The organism is Streptomyces sp. NBC_00286 (assembly GCF_036173125.1).
Classification (GTDB): Bacteria; Actinomycetota; Actinomycetes; order Streptomycetales; family Streptomycetaceae; genus Streptomyces.
On record NZ_CP108054.1, the window covers coordinates 2,710,570 to 2,727,286 of the forward strand.

At 70.6% G+C, this 16,717-nt stretch carries 10 protein-coding genes and 1 pseudogene; 9 read left to right on the forward strand and 2 right to left on the reverse strand.

Features of this window, described 5'->3' with window-relative positions; all coding sequences use genetic code 11:
* Positions 1 to 7 precede the first annotated feature (7 nt).
* Positions 8 to 1,531: a type VII secretion protein EccB gene (eccB, locus tag OHT21_RS12185; RefSeq protein ID WP_328768285.1), complete on the reverse strand. Its 1,524-nt coding sequence runs from the start codon at positions 1,529 to 1,531 to the stop codon at positions 8 to 10.
* A gap of 206 nt (positions 1,532 to 1,737) precedes the next feature.
* Here eccB and eccE point away from each other — a divergent pair, with 206 nt between their 5' ends.
* The 9 genes and pseudogenes from eccE (at position 1,738) to OHT21_RS12230 (ending at position 15,586) form a co-directional block, all read left to right on the forward strand.
* Positions 1,738 to 3,057 (forward strand): type VII secretion protein EccE, encoded by a 1,320-nt coding sequence (eccE, locus tag OHT21_RS12190; protein WP_328768286.1) that lies wholly within the window; start codon positions 1,738 to 1,740, stop codon positions 3,055 to 3,057.
* Between the two features lie 5 nt (positions 3,058 to 3,062).
* Complete coding sequence (locus tag OHT21_RS12195; RefSeq protein ID WP_443050351.1) at positions 3,063 to 3,839, forward strand: hypothetical protein; 777 nt, start codon at positions 3,063 to 3,065, stop codon at positions 3,837 to 3,839.
* 334 nt (positions 3,840 to 4,173) lie between these two features.
* Positions 4,174 to 4,302 (forward strand): annotated as a pseudogene (locus OHT21_RS12200) (SCO5717 family growth-regulating ATPase); the annotation flags it as partial.
* A gap of 1,281 nt (positions 4,303 to 5,583) precedes the next feature.
* Positions 5,584 to 9,033 carry a nucleotide-binding protein gene (locus OHT21_RS12205; protein WP_443050627.1) on the forward strand — a complete coding sequence of 1,150 codons (3,450 nt, stop codon included), beginning with the start codon at positions 5,584 to 5,586 and terminating at the stop codon, positions 9,031 to 9,033.
* 354 nt (positions 9,034 to 9,387) lie between these two features.
* On the forward strand, positions 9,388 to 11,274 hold the full coding sequence (locus tag OHT21_RS12210) for an ABC transporter substrate-binding protein (RefSeq protein ID WP_328768288.1): 1,887 nt from the start codon (positions 9,388 to 9,390) through the stop codon (positions 11,272 to 11,274).
* Positions 11,275 to 11,362: 88 nt separating this feature from the next.
* Positions 11,363 to 12,439 carry an ABC transporter permease gene (locus tag OHT21_RS12215; RefSeq protein WP_328768289.1) on the forward strand — a complete coding sequence of 359 codons (1,077 nt, stop codon included), beginning with the start codon at positions 11,363 to 11,365 and terminating at the stop codon, positions 12,437 to 12,439.
* On the forward strand, positions 12,436 to 13,365 hold the full coding sequence (locus OHT21_RS12220; protein WP_328768290.1) for an ABC transporter permease: 930 nt from the start codon (positions 12,436 to 12,438) through the stop codon (positions 13,363 to 13,365). The genes OHT21_RS12215 and OHT21_RS12220 overlap by 4 nt, the downstream gene beginning before the upstream one ends.
* A complete protein-coding gene (locus tag OHT21_RS12225) occupies positions 13,362 to 14,555 on the forward strand; it encodes an ABC transporter ATP-binding protein (protein WP_328768291.1) in 1,194 nt (397 codons plus the stop codon). Before OHT21_RS12220 ends, OHT21_RS12225 begins: the two co-directional genes overlap by 4 nt.
* Complete coding sequence (locus OHT21_RS12230; protein WP_328768292.1) at positions 14,552 to 15,586, forward strand: ABC transporter ATP-binding protein; 1,035 nt, start codon at positions 14,552 to 14,554, stop codon at positions 15,584 to 15,586. Before OHT21_RS12225 ends, OHT21_RS12230 begins: the two co-directional genes overlap by 4 nt.
* A 79-nt stretch (positions 15,587 to 15,665) precedes the next feature.
* Here OHT21_RS12230 and OHT21_RS12235 read toward each other — a convergent pair whose 3' ends face one another.
* Positions 15,666 to 16,619: a bifunctional riboflavin kinase/FAD synthetase gene (locus tag OHT21_RS12235; protein ID WP_328768293.1), complete on the reverse strand. Its 954-nt coding sequence runs from the start codon at positions 16,617 to 16,619 to the stop codon at positions 15,666 to 15,668.
* Positions 16,620 to 16,717 lie beyond the last annotated feature (98 nt).

Consider the following 16,717-nt stretch of genomic DNA (forward strand, 5'->3'; position numbering starts at 1 on the left):
GTGCCCCTTACGAACCCTGCGGCTGGCGTGCCGCCGTCGTCGACAGGCGTGGGCCCGTGGGCAGGAACTCCGACCAGGCGGCGGGGATCGGAGCGGCGTCCACGTCCTTGTAGCCGAGCCGGATCTGGGCCTGTTCTGCTTCCTGTTGGGCCTGCTTGCGGTCCTTGGCCGTCGTACCGATGCCGGCGTCGTCCGTGCCGCTGTCGGCGTTGGACTGCAGTACGTAGCGCAGGCCTGTGTCGGTGACGAGGAAGACGGGGCCGGACTTGGTGTCCTCGCCCTGGAACTGGCGGTAGAGCTGACCGGAACCGGGCGTGACGTACGCGCTGGAGGAGCCGGTGGGCAGCTTGGCCGGGAAGTCCGTGCCCGCCCAGGTGCTCAAAGTGGTGGCGCCCGAGCCGGAGTTCACGTCGCGCAGGACGTTGCAGACGGTGCTGCGGCTGCCGCGCTTTCCGGAGGCCTCGTTGACGGGCTGGGGGTCCCCGGTCGGCCAGGTGTACTCCGTGCCGAACGGCTTGCCCGGGACGATCGCGCCGGGGCTCATCTCCTTGGCCTCGTCGGCCTGGCCGAGAGAGACCAAGTCCTTGCTGAACAGCAGGAGTTGGGCCACGAAATCCGAGACGGGGGCGACCCGGCCGGGCAGCACTACGTAGTACTGGTCGCTGTTCAGGTCGGACGACTTGAGCACCATGCCGACCCTGTTGGTCGTCTCGTCCAGCTGACCGGGGGCGTCGGCCGCGGCGCCCACCTGGTCGGTGATCTCGGGGAAGGAGATCGGGTCGCCCCGGTGCAGGGTGTCCAGCCACTCCTTGGACACCTTCTGCGGCTGCCGGTCGGAGCCGACGATGGCGCGCAGCAGCAGTTCGTCGCTCTTGCCGATGGGGTACGACCGTCCGCTCCCGTCCACTACATAGCGGTTCCCGTCCGGGCCCGCCACGTAGAGGAGTTGGCCGCCCCTCAGCTTCTCTCCCTTGCCCTCGGTCTCCTTCATGTCGCGAGAGGCGAGGACCAGGGCCGCCTTCTGGATCTCGCCGCCCGCGCTGGGGCGTTCACAGACCGCCCAGCGCTTCTCGCTGCCCGCCTCGGAGGCCGAGGGGAGTCGGTCGGGCGCGTACGGGATGCCGATGGTGACGCCGTGCGGGATCTTGCCGTCGTCGAGTACGGACTCCTCGACGGTCACCACATCGCCCTGGCCCTCGTCGAGGAGCAGTTTGGCGGAGGCCATGTTGAGGACGGGGTGCAGTTGGACCTGCTTGCCGGTCTTCAGGACGACGTAGCGCGTGGTCGAGTCGCTGGCGACGATCACCTTGGCCTTGGGCTCGTTCCAGCCCTTGGGTGCCGTGGGCTTGAACATGCCCCAGGCCCCGAAGACGGCGAGCACGATCACGCCCACGATGATGCCGGGAAGGATTCCGCGCAGCGGGCGGGGTGCGCCCTCCTCGGAGCCGTCGGGTGACGGCTGCAGAAAGGCCGCGAGCATACGGCGCTTCGCGAAGGTGTAGGCATTGAGCTGGTCGCGCCGAGATGCCATCTGTGCCTGTCTCTCCCCGTGTTCACATGGTCCGCGCTCGCCGGGGCGACCTGATCCACCGCCGTCCCCGCCTTCGATGTCAGAGCGGCCCCCTACTATGCCTGTTATCCGCGGGGACTTGTGGAGCGGGTAGGGTACCCGGGCCCTCAAGGGCCTTGTGCGGTGCGGAAATAGCAGCGAGTTGTCAGTAAAAACGGGGGGTTGGAATGGTGGCATCCGGAACGCGGGTCCGGTCCCGTGACCGATCACGGTCACAGGGTTCGCCGGCGCCCCAGCAGACACCGGCGCGGGGGCAGTCCTCGCCGGGCACGCTCCACTTCAAGGTGCGTTCAGGTCAGGCCGGGGCATTCCGGTTGCAACGATTCGTACTGTTTGAGATCGCGGCCGCCGTCCTGCTGATCGGATGGGTGATCCATCCGGTGGCCCTGGTACCGGCGGCCGTCGTCGCCGTCGGCCTGGTGCTGCTCTCCTTCGTACGTCGCCGCGGCCGCTCCCTGCCCGAATGGCTGGGCACGGCACGGGCGTTGAAAGCACGGCAGCGCCGGGCGGCGAGTACGCCGATACCGGAGGGCACGGAGCCGGGGCTCACACCGGCCGTGGAGTGCGACCCGAGTCTGCGGACGTACACATACGTCGGCCGTGACCGGCGGCCGGTCGGAATCATCGGGGACGGCACGTTCGTCACCGCGGTGCTGCAGGTGGAGGCCGACGCCACCGCGGTACGGGCCGAGCGGAACCGTCAGCCGCTGCCTGTCTCCCTGGTGTACGACGCCCTGGAAGTGGACGGGATCCGGCTGGAGTCGGCACAGGTCGTGCTGCACACCCAGCCCGCGCCGGCGATTCATCTGCCCCAGCAGTCCGTGGCCGTCGCCAACTATGCGCCCCTGCAGGAGCAGACGGGTGCGCCGGCCGTGCGGATCACGTGGATAGCGCTGAAGCTCGACCCGGAGCTGTGCCCGGAGGCCGTGGCCGCGCGCGGGGGCGGTCTCGTCGGGGCGCAGAAGTGCGTCGTACGTGCCGCCGATCACCTCGCGAGCCGGCTGACCGGTGCCGGGTTCCGGGCGCGGCTTCTAGACGAGGAGGAGCTGACCTCCGCCATCGCCACCTCCGCCTGCGCGAACCCGCTGGTGACGGCGGAGGCCGGGCGGGCGGAGACGCGGGAGCGGCGGACCGAGGAGACGGGCCGGAGCTGGCGCTGCGACAACCGCAGACACACCACGTACTGGATCCGCCGTTGGCCCACGCTGGGCGGCGAAAGAGCGCCGTCGCTGCCACAGCTCCTCGCTCTCGTGACGGCCGTCCCCGCGCTGGCCACCACCTTCAGTCTCACGCTCACGCGCGGGGAGCGGCAGGAGGTCTCCATGAGCGGGCACCTGCGGGTGACCGGGCGCAGTGACGACGAACTCGTCGCCGCCCGGCGCGCGTTGCAGGGAGCGGCCCGGCACACGGGCACGGGGCTCGCCCGCCTCGACCGGGAGCAAGTACCCGGCATGCTCGCCACTCTGCCCCTCGGAGGTGCCCGATGACGTCGATGCCCACACGCGTGGGACAGGCGGCCACCGGTCGCGCCCAGCCGCAACCCTCTGTCCCCGAGCGGGCGCGCGAACTGCTGCGCAGCGGCTTGGGGTTGATCGGTCCGCGGCATGCTCGGCACTCGCTGCCCGTCGACCAGCTGGCCGCCCTCGCCCTCCCCATCGGTGACGACGGTGTCGTCGTCGGCGTGGACGCGGAGGGGCGCCCCTCGGTGCTGGGGCTCAACCGGCCGACTCCGTACGACGTCGTCCTCATCGGTGGGCTGTGGACCGTGCAGGTCATCGCGCTCAGGGCGGCGGCGACGGGAGCGCGGGTGGCCGTGGAGACGGGGCGGCCGCAGGCCTGGATACAGATGGTGCACGCCATGGGCGGCGGGCAGAACGGGTTGTCCGTGTATGACGTCGGGCGGGTGCCGCCGCAGGGCACTTCGGCCGGTACGCCCGTACTGGTGGTCCGGGACTGCGGTATGCGGCCGCCGCGCGGCCGGGTCGTCTCCGGGCCCTGGCAGTCGGTGCTGACCCTGCTGCCGTACCTCAGCCCGGTGGCTCCGCGACTCGTGCGGCAGGCACACCTCGTCGGCGTACAGAGAGTCTCGCCGGACGAGGCGGCGGAGCTCGGCCGCACGATGGCGCTGCCGCGAGCGGAGGTGGAATCCTTGCCCGGTCTCTCCGACGGCCTCACCCTCTGGTGCAGCGATCGTGACCGGCAGTACGTGATGACGCAGCCGACGGACGCCGAGACCGGATTGTTGGGTACGCCACGACGGATGGATTGAGGGTTCGGATTTGCGAACCTTTGAACTGACTCGGGTGATTTGGACACGAGTTACAGGGGGCTCGATGTTCGCGTTTTGCGCGGATGTTCGCTGTTTGGCCAATCGCGTATGTCACTTCTGAGGCGGAGTGTGACGTAGTGGGTAGGTGCCGAGGGGCGGGCGGGCCTGCCGAGGGGGTCGTTGTGGTGATTAGGCTGGGTGGGGTGCGGCAGCAGAACCCGTGGGCGGGTCGGCCGCGTCACAGGGGGAGAGCCGGGCGGATCAGGCCGCCTCGGACGACGAGAACGGTCGCCCCAGTACGGCATGACGGTGCTCGACCACACCAGGAGGAATTGTGAACAGCGATCGGGACGGGATCCGCGGGGGCTGGGCCACACCCGGCGATGACCAGTCCGACGCCGAGTCCGCCGTCGAGACGACGGGCGAGTTCACCATCGATTACGCGCCGCCTGCCTGGTATACGCAGAATGCGTCGGGTAGTTCGGAGGAGGCGTCTCCTTCGCCGATTTCTCCAGTATCGCCGGTTTCTCCGGTCTCGCCGCTCTCGCCGGTTTCTCCTGACTCCGCCGAAGGTTCCGCGGCTGCGGAGGGCGCTTCCGGTCCCGAGGGTTCGTCGGCTGTCGGTGGGCCGACGGCTGTGCCCAAGTTGCCTGTGGGGAATGGCTTCGAGCCGGCGTGGCGTACGTCCGATGCGCCGGCCGGGGCGCCTGCCGCTGACGCCGGTAGTCCTGCCGCTCTGCCCAACCTGCCTGTAGGGGGCGGTTTTCAGTCTCCTTGGGCTGCGTCTCCGCCTCCGGCTCCCGTTGCCGACGCTCCTGACGGGGGCGAGGAGGAGGACGCGGCGAACGGCGATCTGGAGAGTGGCGCCACCATGCGGATCTCCTCTGTCGCTCTTAAGAGGGAGATTCAGGAGCGGGCCGCGGGGGCGGAGGCCGAGGGCGCGGGCGCGGAGAGTGGCGACGGTTCGGCGACTGCCGAGGAGTCGGTTGCTGCCGCGGAGCCGGCGGTCGACGAGCCGCCTGTCGATGAGTCGGCTGGTGACGAGTCGGCTGTCGATGAATCCGTCGGTTCGGCTTCGGCTGAGGAGAGCGCTGGGCTTGAGGAGGAGGACGACTCCGTCGGCTCTGGTGAGGTCGAGGAAGTCACTGACGCCGACGCCGACGCGGAAGTCGGTGACGACTCGGATGCTTCGGATGCTGATGAGGTGGTGTTCGGGAGTGGGTCTAGTGACGTTGACGGTGGCGTCGATGGCGTAGACGAAGAGGAAGAGGTCGAGGGGGGCGACGCGGGGGCGTCCTCGGAGCGTGTGGTTGAGGGGTCCGGTGAGGCGGAGGACGCAGGTGACGTCGCGGATGAGTCCGCGGACGTTGTCGATCTCCCCGTGGAGGATGTTGTCTCCGAGGGTTCCGGTGAGGTTGCCGAGGCCGGGGGCGAGGATCAGGCCGAGGATGGCGAGGTCAACGACGCAGTTCCTACTGGGGAATTGGAGCCCCAGGACGCCGAGCCCGAGGATGCCCGGCCGAGGGACGATGCCGAGCCGGAGGACGCTCCGCCAGGGCAGAGTGAGCCTGCGGACGCGGAACCTCAGGATGCGGGGCCTCGCGATGCGGGGCCTCAGGAGCCGCAGGACGCCGAGCCTCAGGACGTAGTGCCGGGGCTTGGTTCGGCGGGTGCCGGCGATGCCGTGCAGGACGCGCCTCCGGCGTGGGCTCCGCCGCCGTTGCCGCAGGGCGGGCTTCCGCCGTTGCCGCCCGCCTATCAGCCTGCCGCGCCCGCTACGGCGGCGCAGTGGCCCGCGTCCGCGGAGAGCGACAGCCAGGGCGAAGGCGGTGGACAGGCGGGGGGCCCGGCGCAGCCGTCGGTTCCGCCGCAGGGGCAGCCGTTCCAGCCGCAGGCACCGCAGCCTGCGCCTCCGGCTTGGCCTGCTACGCCGGGTACGCCTGCCGTGCCGGGGCAGCGTGCGGACGCGGCATCGGCGTCCGCTCCGGCCGCCGACTCCACGCCTTCGGCGCCGAACTCCGACGGTTCCGGGGCTGGTTCGGCTCCTGGGCAGCCGGGGGGCCAGGGCTTCCCACAGTTCGGTACGCCACCTGGTAAGGCTCCGAGTCCGCAGGGCGGCAGCCCGGGTACGACACCGGCGGCACCGCAAGGCAGCCCCGGCTTCCCGCAGGCCGGGGGCCCGACTGCGCCGCCGGCCGCCCAAGGTGGGTACGGATTCCCGCAGTCGGGTGCCGCGACGACGGCTCCGCAGGACAGCCCCGGCCAGCCCTCGGCTCAGGGTGGCTACGGGTTCCCGCGACCGGGCGCCGGCCCCGCTCCCCAGAACTCGAACATTCCGGGGCAGGGAGCGCCCAACACGCCTGGACAGGCAGGGGGTTATGTGTTCCCGCAGCCGGGGAATCCGGCTCCGGGCACGCCCGGCCAGCCTGTCGGCGGGCTCCCGCAACCCGGCACGCCCCCAGGCGACGCCAACTCGCCTGCCCAGCCGGGCGGTTACGGGTTCCCCCAGCCGCCCGCACCCGGACAGCAAGCGCAAGGTGCCGGTCAGCCCCCGGCTCCGGCACCGGGGCAGGCCGCTGCTCAACCACCCGCCGGCGCACAACCACATGCCCAGCCGCCACAGGCGTCCACCCCGCAGGCCGGGTACGGATTCCCGCAGCCGGGGAACGCCGCTCCTGGCACACCGGGCCGGCCCGTCGGCGGGCTCCCGCAACCCGGCACGCCCGCAAGCGACGCCAACTCGCCTGCCCAGCCGGGCGGTTACGGCTTCCCCCAGCCGCCCGCACCCGGACAGCAAGCGCAAGGCGCCAGTCAGCCCCCAGCTACGGCGCCAGGGCAGGCCGCTACTCAACCGCCCGCCGGCGCACAACCACATGCCCAGCCGCCACAGGCACCCAGCCCTCAGGCCGGGTACGGATTCCCGCAGCCAGGCACACCCGGCGCGCCCAACCCTGCTGCGCCCAACTCGCCTGCGCAGCAGGGAGGTTATGGGTTCCCCCAGGCACCCGGTCAGCAGGGACAGGCGCCCGGTCAGCCCGGTGCCGGAACCTCCGCGTCGATGCCGCAGGGCGCGCCTCAGCCGCCCCACGCTCAGCCCCACCCCGGCCAGCCGTACCCGCCGCAGGGCGGCCAGCCCCTCCCGCATCAGCCGAACCCCCAACCCGGTGCGGACCAGCACCAGCCCGGCGTACCGCATCCGCACCCGCAGGGGCAGCAGCCGCCCATGCCCCAGCCGGGTCAGCCGGGCGGGCAGCCGCCCGTCGACCCCCGTGCTGGTGCCGCCTGGCCACAGGCCGTGCAGCATGATCAGCGGCAGCCCACCAACCCGGGGGCGCCGCTCGGGTATACGGCGGCCGTTGAGCTGTCGTCGGACCGGCTGCTCAACAACAAGAAGCAGAAGGCGAAGAGCGGGCGTACGGCGGCCGCGTCCTCACGGTTCAAGATCGGGGGCAAGAAGGAGGAGGCCGAGCGGCTGCGGAAGCTCGAGCTCATCCGGACGCCCGTCCTTTCCTGCTACCGCATCGCCGTCATCAGCCTCAAGGGCGGCGTCGGCAAGACGACCACGACCACCGCGCTCGGGTCCACGCTCGCCAGCGAACGGCAGGACAAGATCCTCGCGATCGACGCCAACCCGGACGCCGGTACGCTCGGCCGCCGCGTGCGCCGCGAGACCGGGGCCACCATCCGTGACCTCGTCCAGGCGATCCCATACCTCAACTCGTACATGGACATCCGGCGGTTCACTTCGCAGGCGGCCTCGGGCCTCGAGATCATCGCCAACGATGTCGACCCGGCGGTCTCGACGACGTTCAACGACGAGGACTACCGGCGCGCGATCGACGTGCTCGGCAAGCAGTACCCGATCATCCTGACCGACTCCGGTACGGGCCTTCTCTACAGCGCCATGCGCGGCGTACTCGACCTCGCCGACCAGCTCATCATCATCTCGACGCCCTCCGTGGACGGTGCGAGCAGCGCCAGTACGACGCTGGACTGGCTGTCCGCGCACGGGTACGCCGACCTGGTGTCGCGGTCCATCACCGTCATCTCCGGAGTGCGCGAGACCGGCAAGATGATCAAGGTGGACGACATCGTCAGCCACTTCGAGACACGGTGCCGTGGCGTGATCGTCGTGCCGTTCGACGAGCATCTGGCGGCCGGTGCCGAGGTCGACCTCGACATGATGCGGCCGAAGGTGCGCGAGGCGTACTTCAACCTCTCGGCGTTGGTTGCCGAGGACATCGCGCGGCACCAGCAGTCGCAGGGCCTGTGGACATCGGACGGCAACCCGCCGCCGGTCGCCGCGCCGCCCCTGCCGGGCCAGCCCGTTCCCGGCCCGTTCCCGGCCCAGGGCCAGCAGCCGCCCATGCCCCAGCCGGGGCATGCGGGGCAGCCGGGCCAGCCGGGCCAGCCGGGCCAGCCGGGCCAGGCGTACCCACAGCACCCAGGCCAGCCTGGCGGTCAGCCGTACCCGCAGCAGCCCGGCGCGCAGCCGCAGCCCGGCCTCCAAGCCGGCCCTCAACCCGGAGGCCAGCCTCAGCCAGGGACCCAGCCGGGCGCCCAGCCCCAGCCAGGAGCCCAGCCCGGCGGCCACCCCCAGCCCCCCGCGCAGCCAGGCCACCCCGGCGCACCCGCACCCCAGGGTTGGCAGCCCCACCCGGGCGGACCCACTCCGCCCCAGCCCGGCGGCTATGGATTCCCGCAGCCCGGCCAGACAGCCCAACCCCAGCCGGGACAGCCTCAGCCAGGCCAACCGCCCCAGCCCCAGCCCGGCGGTTACGGATTCCCGCAGCCCGGCCAGACAGCCCAACCCCAGCCGGGACAGCCTCAGCCAGGCCAACCGCCCCAGCCCCAGCCCGGCGGTTACGGATTCCCGCAGCCCGGCCAGGCAGCCCAACCCCAGCCGGGACAACCGCCTCACCCGCAGCCCGGCGGCCCGTCACCCGCACAACCTCACCCCGGCCAGCCCGGCGCACCCGGCCACCCGGCACACCCCCAACCGGGCGCCCCCTTCCAACCCCCCGCCCCGGGCCAGCAGTTCCAGCCGGGTCAGCCCTTCCAGCCGAACCAGCCACCCCAGGCAGACCAAGGCCAGAACCAGAACCCGAACCAGGCCCCCGGGCAGAACCAAGGCCAGGGCCCGGCCCAAGGTCAGAACCAGAGCCAAACCCCACCACCCGCACCCCCGCAGTAACCCATCCGGCCGAATCCCACCCGCCCAGTTCCACGCGAAGGGCCCGCCCCGTTTCCCAACGGTGCGGGCCTTTCGCGTACGCCCGCACAGTCCCCGTACGAGACCGGACACGCACCCCACCCACCACCCCCGAAACACCCTCACACCAGCACCGATCCCCCACCCCCAGACTCACCGCCAGGTCCCCACCAGGCGCCCTTCACCGGCCTGGACCAATGGTCGTCAAATAGGCCTCAACTTGTTATTTCCGCAGGCCACATGGGGTGTATCCGCCGTTGACGCACGCCGAGCGTCGCTGATAAACACGCACACCAACGCCCGGTGATGACGCTAGGTCAGCGAGGTCTGCGAGCCATGGACACATACGCCCCGTACGACAGAACCAAGCGCACCCCCCGCCGCAGCGCCCTCCGCCTCCACCCCTGCCGTCTCCTCGCCGCCGCGGCCACCGCCGCCCTCACCTTCACCGCAGGCCTCACCACCCCCCTCAACCCGGCACCCCAGCGCGCCCAGGCGGCGGACGACGACGGCAAAGACGTACTCACCGTCGCCGTGGCGCAGAGCGTCGACTCGCTGAGCCCGTTCCTGGCGACGCGGCTGGTCAGTACGAGCATTCACCGGCTCATGTACGAGTACCTGACCAACTACGACCCGAAGGACAACCACGCGATTCCGGGCCTGGCCACCAAGTGGGAGCCGTCCGCCGACAAGCTCACCTGGACATACACGATCCGTGACAACTCCAAGTGGTCGGACGGCAAGCAGGCCACCGCCGAGGACGCGGCGTGGACGTTCAACAAGATGATGACCGACGACGGCGCGGCCACCGCGAACGGCAGCTTCGTCGCGAACTTCCGCGAGGTCACCGCTCCGAGCCCCACCAAGCTCGTGATCGAACTGAAGAAGCCGCAGGCCACGATGGCCGCGCTGGACGTGCCGATCGTGCCGAAGCATGTGTGGGAGAACGTCGGTGACTTCTCGAAGTTCAACAACGACAGGACGTACCCCATCGTCGGCAACGGGCCGTTCGTCGTCACCGACTACGCCGCCGACAGCTACGTACGGCTGAAGGCCAACACGTCCTTCTGGCGTGGGGCTCCGAAGTTCGACGAGCTGGTCTTCCGTTACTACAAGGACCAGGACGCCGCCGTCGCCGCCCTGCGCAAGGGCGAGGTCTCCTTCGTCGCGGGCGCGCCCGCCCTGACGCCGGCGCAGGCCGCGTCCCTCGATGGCGAGGAGAACATCAAGGTCAACGACGCGCCCGGCCGCCGTTTCTACGCGCTCGCGACCAATCCGGGGGCGCGGGCCAAGAACGGCGAGAAGTTCGGCGACGGACACGAGTCGCTGCTCGATCAGAAGGTCCGGCAGGCGCTGTTCATGGCCGTGGACCGCAAGACCATCATCGACAAGGTCTTCCAGGGCTACGCAGTCGAGGGCGAGGGCTATGTCCCGCCGCGCTTCTCGACGTACCACTGGAAGCCGACGGACGGTCAGAAACTGTCGTACGACCCTGACAAGGCGAGCCAACTCCTCGACCAGGCGGGCTACAAGAAAAACGCGGACGGCAAGCGGGTCGGCAAGGACGGCAAGCCGATCAACTACCGCATTCTGTGTCACGCAACCGACCCCCAGGACAAGGCAGTCGGCAAGTACCTCCAGGAGTGGTGGGGCGAGCTCGGTATCGGCGTCACCCTCAACTGCCTGGACAACGTGACCGATCCATGGCTTGCCGGTGAGTACGACCTCGCCTTCGACGGCTGGTCCGTCAACCCCGACCCCGACTTCGTCCTGTCCATCCACACCTGCGCCGCGCTCCCGGCGACTCCCAAGGACACCGGCGCGACGGACAACTTCATCTGCGACAAGCGGTACGACGAGCTGTACGGGAAGCAGCTCGCCGAGTACGACGCGGCCAAGCGGGCGGACCTCGTCAAGCAGTTGCAGTCGCGGCTGTACGACACCGGGTACATGAATGTCATGGCGTATCCGAACGCGGTCGAGGCCTATCGCACCGACCAGATCGAGTCGATCATGACGATGCCTCGGGACGCGGGGAACATCTACGGCCAGGACGGCTACTGGAGTTGGTGGTCGGCGACTCCGGCCGCCGTCGACGAAGCCTCCGCGGAGTCGAGCTCCGCAGGCGTCGTCATCGGCATCGTCGCGGGGGTCGTGGTCCTGGCGGGCGTCGGTTCGTTCTTCGGGATGCGCCGCCGCGCGACCGCCGAAGACCGCGAATAGCCACCGCGCCACCGTGCCGCCGCGCCACCGCTGAGCGCACCCGAGTGCCCCCCTCCACCGAGTGAGCCGAGTGAGAGTCCATGACCCTATGACCGCTGAAGCGACACCCTCGCTGGTCGAGAAGGCCGGGAAGACCGACGGCCCCGTCGAGGCCGGGCCGTCGGTCCGCGGACCACGAGCGCGCACCAGAGCCGCGTATCTGCGGTATGTGGCAGGCAAGGTGGGCGGCGCGGCCGTCTCGCTGCTCGCCGTCCTCGTCACCAGCTTCTTCCTCTTTCGGCTGATCCCCGGCGACCCGGTGAAGTACATGACGGGCGGGCGCCAGGTGTCGGCCGAGCAACTCGCCGCGTACCGACGGGAGTTCGGGCTCGATCTGCCGCTGTGGCAGCAGTTCACGAAGTACTGCGGCAAGGCGCTCACCGGCGATCTCGGCACCTCGTACCAGTTCAACGCACCGGTCATCAACAAGATCAGCGAGGCGCTGCCGAACACGCTCCTGCTGACCGGCACGGCATTCGTCCTCTACACGGCGCTCGGCGTCTTCCTCGGTACGCGTGCCGCCTGGCGCCACGGCGGGCTCGGCGACCGGCTCAACACCGGTCTGGCACTGACCCTTTACTCGATTCCGTCGTTCTGGCTGGGTCTGCTGCTCATCATCGTCTTCTCGGTGGGCATCGGCCCGATTCCCGGTCTCTTCCCGACCGGCGGTATGGAGTCGGGCGGCGAGGAGGGCTTCGCGTACGTCCTCGACGTCGCCCACCATCTGATCCTCCCCGTCATCACGCTGGTCGCGGTGGAGTACGGGCAGACCCTGCTCGTCACGCGGTCCGCGCTGCTGGACGAGATGGGCAGCGACTACCTGACGACCGCGCGGGCCAAGGGACTTCGGGACGATCTCGTACGCCGTCGCCATGCCGTGCCGAACGCGATGCTGCCGACCGTGACGCTGATCTTCGTCAATCTCGGGCGGACCGTCGCGGGGGTGATTCTCGTCGAGACGGTCTTCTCCTGGCCGGGCCTCGGCGGGCTCTTCTACCAGGCGCTGAGCGTGCCCGATCTTCCCCTGGTCCAGGGGCTGTTCTTCATCTTCGCGGCGGCGGTGATCGTGATGAACACGCTGGCCGACCTGATCTATCCGCTGCTCGACCCCCGGGTAGGCCGATGACGACCGAAGCAACTCCCCCGCCTCAGGCTGCGAAGGCGAGTCCGCGCGCACTCGCCCGGCAGCGCCGCCGTCACTCGGCGGCCCGCTTCTGGAAGCAGTACCGCACGCACCGCGCCGGTCTGTTCGGCCTCGCCGCCCTCGTGCTCTTCGCGCTGATCGCGCTGACCGCGCCGCTGACCATCGGCTCCGACGTGCAGAGCGTGACGGACGCGCCGGGCGGGCCGCTGGAGAGCCCGAGTGCCGAATTCCCGCTGGGCACGGACCAGTTCGGGCGCAGTCTGCTCGGTCTCGTGGTGTGGGGCTCGCGGGTCTCGCTGCTCGTGGGGCTGCTCGCGGCGGTGCTTTCGGTGGCGATCGGGGCGCTGATCGGGATCACCGCCGGGCACTTCCGGGGCTGGTACGCGACCGTGCTGATGCGGATCACGGACTGGTTCCTGGTCATGCCGACGCTGGTGCTCGCGATCGCACTCGCCACCGTGATGTCCCGCTCGCTCAGCACGATCATCCTGGCGATCGGCGTCACGACCTGGCCGACCACGGCCCGCCTGGTCCGCGCCCAGACCCTCGCCGTGGAGTCGCGGCCGTACATCGAACGCGCCAAGGCGCTCGGCGGCGGCCACTGGCACATCATGTCCCGCCATGTCCTCCCGAACGTCATGCCGCTGGTGCTGGCCCAGACCACGCTGATCATCTCCTCCGCGATCCTCGCCGAGGCGACGCTGGCGTTCCTCGGGCTCGGCGATCCGACGGTGGTCTCCTGGGGCGGGCTGCTCCAGGACGCGCGGGAGGCGGGCGCGGTCAGTTCCGGGAAGTGGTGGTACCTCGTCCCGCCCGGTATCGCGATCGCCGTCGTCGCGCTCGCGTTCACGCTGTGCGGGCGTGCGGTCGAGTCCGTTCTCAACCCCAGGCTGGGGGTGGCCCGTTGAGGCTCCTGGAGGTACGCGACCTCGAAGTGACGTACGCGGGTGGGGCCGCCGCCGTGCGCGGGGTGAACCTCACCGTCGACGCGGGCCAGAAGCTGGGCCTGGCGGGTGAGTCGGGCTGCGGCAAGTCAACGCTGGCGCTCGCGCTGCTGCGGCTGTTGCCGTCCGGGACGCGGGTGTCCGGGGAGATTCTCCTGGACGGCGAGGATGTGCTGGGCATGCGGTGGGGGCGGGTACGGGCGGTCCGGTGGGCCGGTGCCTCGATCGTGTTCCAGGGCGCGATGCACTCGCTCAACGCCGTGCACCGCGTCGGCGACCAGATCGCCGAGCCGATCCTGCTGCACAGGAAGGCGACGCCTGCGGGCGCCCGCAAGAAGGCCGGTGAACTCCTGGAGCACGTGGGCCTTCCGGCGGCACGCGCGTCCGCGTACCCGCACGAGTTGTCGGGCGGCCAGCGGCAGCGCGTCATGATCGCCATGGCGCTGGCCTGCGCCCCTCGCCTGATCATCGCCGACGAGCCGACCACGGCCCTCGACGTGATGATCCAGGCGCAGATCCTCCGCCTGATCGAACAGCTCGTCGCCGACCAGGACTTGGGTCTGATCATGATCAGCCACGACCTCGCGGTCCTGTCCGACACCTGCGACCGGCTCGCGGTGATGTACGCGGGGCGGGTGGTCGAGGAAGGCCCGGCGCGGTCGGTCTACGAGCAGGCCCGCCACCCGTACGCCCGGGCTCTGTCCGCGGCGTTCCCCCGGATCGGCGACCCGACCTCGCGCTTCGCGCCGCGCGGGTTGCCGGGCGACCCTCCGGATCCGGCCGCTCTGCCCTCGGGCTGCACGTTCCATCCGCGCTGCTCGGTGGCTCTGGACGGGTGCGCGACGGAGGACCAGCCGCTGCGCGACGCGGGGCCGGCGCGCAGGGCGGCGTGCGTACACGTGGGGGTGTCGGGGTCGGCCGGGCCAGACGGATGTGCCGACGCGACGTCGGCCGGAGTCGGAGTCGAGGTCGGGCTCAGGATCGGGGTCGAGACCAAGGCCGAGGCCAGGGCCGAGACCGAGGCAGGCAGCGCATCCGCCGCCGACGAAGCCGTCGGAAAACCCGCAAGCGAAGCCGTAGGAGATGCAATCGGAGGCCCCGCCGGAGATGCCGTCGGAGACGCCACCGGAGAAGCGAGGAGCAGTACGCCATGACGAGCACCACTCCTCCCCCGCCCTCCGGGACGGCGCCCCTCCTCAGCGCCGAAGGTCTGCACGTCACTTTCCCTGGTCGCCACGGAGCAGCCCAGGCCCGCGCCGTCGACGGCGTCGACCTCGACATCCGGCCCGGTGAAATCGTCGGGCTGGTCGGGGAGTCGGGCTGCGGCAAGACGACGCTGGCGCGCTCGTTGCTGGGGCTCGTCCGGCCGACCGCGGGCCGTATCGCCTTCGGGGGCAAGCCCCTCGGCTACTCCTCGCGAGCCCTCAAGGCGTACCGCAGACGCGTTCAGCTGGTGCTGCAGGATCCGAGCGGCTCGCTCAATCCGCGGCACACGGTGTACGACGCGGTGGCGGAGGGCCTGCGTATCCACGGGTACGCGGGTGATGAGCGGGCGGCGGTCGCCGAAGCCCTCTCCCGGGCCGGGCTGCGTCCTCCCGAGCGCTTCTTCCTCCGCTACCCGCACGAACTGTCCGGCGGCCAGCGGCAGCGCGTCGTCATCGCGGGCGCCCTCGTCCTGGAGCCCGAACTCATCGTCGCCGACGAGCCGGTGGCCTCCCTCGACGCCTCCGTACGCGGCGAGATCCTGGCCCTCCTGCTGCACCTGCGCACCGAACTCGGCCTGTCCGCCCTCGTGGTGACGCACGACCTCGGCCTCGCGTGGAACATCGCCGACCGGGTCGCGGTGATGTACCTGGGCCGGATCGTGGAGACGGGACCCGTGGAGCAGGTACTCACGGAACCCCAACACCCTTACACCCAGGCCCTGTTGTCCGTCCTGCCGGAGTCCCCCGGCGATCCGGTGGTCCTCACGGGCGAGCCCCCGGACCCCTCCCGCATCCCCTCCGGCTGCCGCTTCCACGCCCGCTGCCAGATCCTCGCAAGCGGCGAGGCCGACCGCGCCTCGGTCGCGGACGCCTGCCGCGAACAGGACCTGCCGGTACTGGCCGGAGGCGGTCAGATCCAGGTGGCCTGCCACTGGGCACAGGTCGTCCGGCCCTTGAGCGTGGAACACGTGCAGCAGTAGCCGGCTTTGTCGATGCGTCGCTGGGGGCGCCCGGTGCCGTCAGCAGCACCGGGCGCCCCCAGCCACGTACAGCAACCGCCTACTCCCCCTCGTACGCCTCCACCAGCTCCCGGCAGCGCTTCACGTCCTGCGCCATCGTCTCCAGCAGGCCCTCGAGGGAGTCGAACTTGGCCTGTCCGCGGACGAAGGCCAGGAAGTCGACCGCGACATGCAGGCCGTACAGGTCGAGTCCGACGCGGTCGATGGCGTACGCCTCGACGGTCCGCTCCGTGCCCTCGAACTGCGGGTTCGTGCCGACGGAGATCGCGGCGGGCATGGCCTCGCCCTGGGTGTGCAGCCAGCCGGCGTAGACGCCGTCGGCGGGGATCGCAGTGTGCGGGAGCGTCTCGACGTTGGCGGTGGGGAAGCCCAGTTCACGGCCGCGCTGGGCGCCGCGCACGACGACGCCCTCGACGCGGTGCGGGCGGCCGAGGATCTCGCGCGCGCCCTCGACATCGCCCTCGGCGACGAGCCGCCGGGTGAGCGTGGAGGAAAACGGTTCGCCGCCGCCGGCCGATCCGGTCACGTACAGGTCGACGACCTCGACTTCGAAGTCGTACGTCTTGCCCTGCTCGGCGAGGAACGCCACGTTCCCGGCGGCCTTGTGGCCGAAGCGGAAGTTCGGGCCCTCGACGACGGCCTTGGCGTGCAGCTTGTCGACGAGGACCTTGACGACGAAGTCGGCGGGCGAGAGCTTCGAGAACTCGGTGGTGAAGGGGAGAATGAGCACGGCGTCGACACCCAGCTCAGCCATCAGTTCGGCGCGGCGGTGGTGCGGGGCGAGCAGCGGCGGATGGCTGCCGGGGCGCACGACCTCGCTCGGGTGCGGGTCGAACGTCACGACCACGGACGGAACGCCCAGCTCGCGCGCCCGGTCCACGGCATGCCGGATGATCAGCTGGTGTCCGCGGTGGACGCCGTCGTACGAGCCGATGGTGACGACGCTGCGCCCCCAGTCCTGGGGGATGTCCTCCAAGCCACGCCAGCGCTGCACTGTGACCGCTCCTCGTCGAAACCGCTTCCGTATTGGCTGCGTACCGATCGCCTCATACGCAGGTCTCTCATACGCAGGTCCAAGAGTGCCATGCCGCA